General features: G+C 44.9%; 4 protein-coding genes and 1 other RNA gene. All 5 read right to left on the reverse strand.

Annotated elements, in window-relative coordinates:
* On the reverse strand, positions 1 to 357 hold a 357-nt coding region (locus tag HY877_02290), incomplete at its 3' end, for a YmdB family metallophosphoesterase (GenBank protein ID MBI5299113.1).
* 72 nt (positions 358 to 429) lie between these two features.
* On the reverse strand, positions 430 to 1,989 hold the full coding sequence (gene rny / locus HY877_02295) for a ribonuclease Y (GenBank protein ID MBI5299114.1): 1,560 nt from the start codon (positions 1,987 to 1,989) through the stop codon (positions 430 to 432).
* Positions 1,990 to 2,097: 108 nt separating this feature from the next.
* Positions 2,098 to 2,664, reverse strand: coding sequence for a 5-formyltetrahydrofolate cyclo-ligase (locus tag HY877_02300; protein ID MBI5299115.1), 567 nt, complete (start codon positions 2,662 to 2,664; stop codon positions 2,098 to 2,100).
* A gap of 269 nt (positions 2,665 to 2,933) precedes the next feature.
* Positions 2,934 to 3,129: non-coding RNA, 6S RNA (ssrS, locus tag HY877_02305), on the reverse strand.
* A gap of 98 nt (positions 3,130 to 3,227) precedes the next feature.
* Positions 3,228 to 3,506, reverse strand: coding sequence for a cell division protein ZapA (locus tag HY877_02310; protein ID MBI5299116.1), 279 nt, complete (start codon positions 3,504 to 3,506; stop codon positions 3,228 to 3,230).
* Positions 3,507 to 3,778: the final 272 nt, after the last annotated feature.

Below are 3,778 nucleotides of genomic sequence, written 5' to 3' on the forward strand. Positions count from 1 at the left end.
AACGCGACCCTGAAGATGAACCACCGCAACTGGATGTCCCTTTTTGGAAGAGACAACGCACCATCCCTTGCCGCGATCTTTCTCTACTAAATTATAGGGACGCAAAATCGGATGGGTCTCAAGTTGTGGGAAGATGGATTCCTGTTCCCAAACATGATTGCCCGCGGTGATCACATCAATCTGAGTTTTGAAAAGTTCCTCGGCAATTTTGTCGGTAACTCCCTTGCCACCCGCGGCATTGTCCGCATTGGCCAAAACGAAATCGACGCCGTATTGATGGATAAGTCGCGGAAGAAGCTGAAACACCGCTTGTCTTCCCGGCTCGCCAAAAATATCACCGATGCAGAGAATGTTCATATTCGTACTGCGTCGTGCGTCGTGCGTCCTGCGTGTTTTTCGCACTACGCAGTACGCATTACGCACGACGAATTATTTCGCGTACTCCACCGCTCTTGTTTCCCGAATCACTGTGATCCGGATTTGCCCGGGGAATGTCATCTCTTGTTCAATTTTGCGCGCGATGTCTTTGGAAATCACAAAAGCCTGCGCGTCGGTGACTTCCTGAAAGTTGACCATCACACGCACTTCGCGGCCGGCCTGCACCGCGTAGGCTTTCTCCACCCCCTTGAAAGAAAGAGAAATGCGCTCCAGTTCTTCGAGGCGTTTGATATAGCTTTCCAACACTTCGCGTCGCGCACCGGGCCGTGCTCCTGACAAGGCATCGGCGGCATCAACCAAACAATCGAGCGTATAGATTTGAGGAATGTCTTCATGGTGCGCTCCAACCGCGTGGCAAATATCTTCCTCTTCTTTATATTTTTTACAGAAATCCATTCCGATCAACGCATGCGCTCCTTCAATTTCATGGGAAACGGATTTGCCGATATCGTGCAAAAGTCCGCCGCGACGCGCTTTCATTTCATCAATCCCCAATTCTGCCGCCATCATTCCGCAGATAAATCCAACCTCAACGGAGTGACGCAATACATTCTGCGCGTAACTGTAACGATATTTGAGAGTTCCCAACAATTTCACAATTTCGGGATGCGCCTTCGTGAGTTTCAATTCCAGAAAGGCCTGCTCCCCCGCTTCAATAATGGAAGCATCGACCTCTTCGGTAACTTTTTTCACCATTTCTTCAATGCGCGATGGGTGAATGCGTCCATCTTGAAGCAAACGCTCCATGGTAATGCGGGCGATTTCGCGTCGGACCGGATTGAAACCGGAGAGCACAACAGCCTCCGGTGTTTCATCGATCACCACGTCAATACCGGTTGCCGCTTCAAAGGCGCGAATGTTTCGACCTTCTCTGCCGATGATTCTCCCTTTCAATTCTTCATTGGGAAGAGGAACAACGCTTAAAGAACGCTCGGAAACATAATCGGAAGAGAGGCGCTCGATGGTGCTCGCAACAATATATTTTGCTTTTTTATCGGCCTCCGCTTTCGCATCTTCCTCGATTTTCATCATCATGGTGGCCGATTCACGCTTTGTCTCTTCAAGCAAAGAATCGCGAAGCTGTTTTTTGGCGTCATCCATGGTAATACCGGCGGCTCTTTCCAGTGCACGCTGGGTTTCCTGTAACAGTTCGTTGTATTGTTTCTCCTTGTCAGAGAGCTGATTTTTTCTATCCTGAACCTGTTTTTCCTGCCTGAAAAGTTCTTCCTCTTTTGTTTCCAAAAGATTGAACTTTTTTTCAAGATTGTCTTCCTTCAATTGAAGACGTTTATCCACTCCTTGCAATTCGCGCTGTTTCTCCTGCATCTCTTTTTCAAAGCTGGCGCGGCCTTTGAGTTGGGCATCTCTGGCTTCCAACTCCGCCTCTTTGCGAATGGTCTTGGCTTTCGATTCGGCTTCTTCAAGAAGCGATTTGACCCTTGCATCGGCTTCGGCAATTTTCTTTCTGCCAACAACTTTACGACCATACACACCTGCACCCACTCCCAAACCCAAAGTAACAATTCCCACCAATAAACTTTCTATCAACACATATCCTCCTTGCAGAAGGACCGTGGACCATGGACAAGGGACCATGGACCCACTGCTCCTCCTAGTTTTTGGTCCATGGTCTATGGTCCATAGTCCACGGTCTTGTATTCAAATGATGCGAACAATCCTCTCTTCAGTCACAATAATATCAACCCTCTGATCTCTTGGTTGTGACGGAATCGCATCACAGATTTGAAACTCATAACACAACGCCACCCGTTTCCCCTTAAAGGGTTGCAACAGTTGGTCGTAGTAACCCTGACCATAACCTATGCGGTTTCCCTTTTTATCAAAAACGACGCCGGGAACCACAATCAAACTTAAATAATTAATGTCTGTTAAATAATGAGCGCGATGAAGAGGCTCCAAAATACCTGCGAAGCCGGCTTTCAATTCTTTTAAACTTTTTACGGGATGAAAATGGATTTGGTGTGTTTGTGGCTCAACCGCGGGGTAAAAAATCTCTTTCCTTAAAGGATGCGCCTTTTGAAAAATTCCCTTTGTTTCGACTTCATTATTACAGGACGAATAAAGACCGAGACGTTCGCACAAGTTGAATTCTTCCAATGAAAGAAATTGGTTGACGATTTTTCTGGAGGCTTCACGAACGAATTCGGGGTCCAGTTGTTTTCTTTTGTCTAATATCGTTTGGCGCAACTGAGTTTTGGGATCCATACTATCCTCAAACTCAAGCACCCACTTGCAAAAAAGAGGAGACTACCTTTGAAGAGGCTTAATAAGCGAAACAACTTTTTTATTAAAAACTTCAAATATCATTTAAATATGAGCACCTCTAAAAAACCCCGCTTGTCATCCTGAACGAAGTGAAGGATCTACTTGATAACAAAGTGGATTCTTCGCTTCGCTCAGAATGACAAATTGTAATTTTCATAGGTTTTTAGAGGTGCCCATATCTCTTTTAAGAAGCAAGCACCTAAGTAAAATGACACCCCGCAACTGCCGTGTGACTGGTCATCTTGTGAACCCCATCCTTATAAAGGTGGGGACTTTTGGTTACTGTATCAGGCTTCCCACTTACCAAGGGCAAGCGGGCTTGCTCACCACAGTAAGAAACAGCCTCCTGCGTAAAATTATCGGTTCTAAGATGAACACACTCAATCACGAGCACTGCAGGGTGTTCCGTCAAAAATTTCAAAAGAACGAAAAACTTTGTAAAAACATCAAGGTTTGGTTTACCCAAACCGCGAAGCAAACTCGTTAGAGTTTGCGGAGTAAAATCAACCTTGCAAATCAATTAGTTCTATCACTGTCTTAATTTTTTCTTCAACTTTGGAAACCTGTTTGTCTTTCTGGTCTTTATACTTCATGAATTCATCGGCAATATTCATCGCGGCAAGAATCGCAACATTCAATGACGCAACCGACTTGGAACCCTTCACAATCTCCGTAATTTTTTGATCTACAAAATCAGCAACCGCGTTTATGTACTCTTCACTGGACTCACTGCGGACCATGAATTTCTGGCCCATGACTTTGATTTCGATCTGTTTTTTCATCAAGAGTCTCTCGTCAACCTTCAAGTATTACTATAAGGAAACTTTGACCAAACCGTCAAGACAAACTTACGGCTTTTTTGGCATCTCCGGAGAATCATAGTCATCACGGTACCAATCCGACATTTTCACTTTGCGTCAATCTCATTTTTAGTTGAAATTGTTTGAACGGCTTCCATGTTGATTAGGCCACCTTTCTTATTTTTTGTAATTCTTTTTCTGCAATCCTGTTTTTCAATGTTTCTTTTAAACGGGGAAGATGTCGATATCCCTTG

Source organism: Deltaproteobacteria bacterium (genome assembly GCA_016213065.1).
In the GTDB taxonomy this organism is placed as follows: Bacteria; UBA10199; UBA10199; order SPLOWO2-01-44-7; family SPLOWO2-01-44-7; genus JACRBV01.

What these genes read in the sequence shown, in the direction of transcription:
- HY877_02300 (MBI5299115.1), bottom strand. Translation starts at nt 2,664, where the DNA reads ATGGATCCCAAAACTCAGTTGCGCCAAACGATATTAGACAAAAGAAAA.
- HY877_02310 (MBI5299116.1), bottom strand. Translation starts at nt 3,506, where the DNA reads ATGAAAAAACAGATCGAAATCAAAGTCATGGGCCAGAAATTCATGGTC.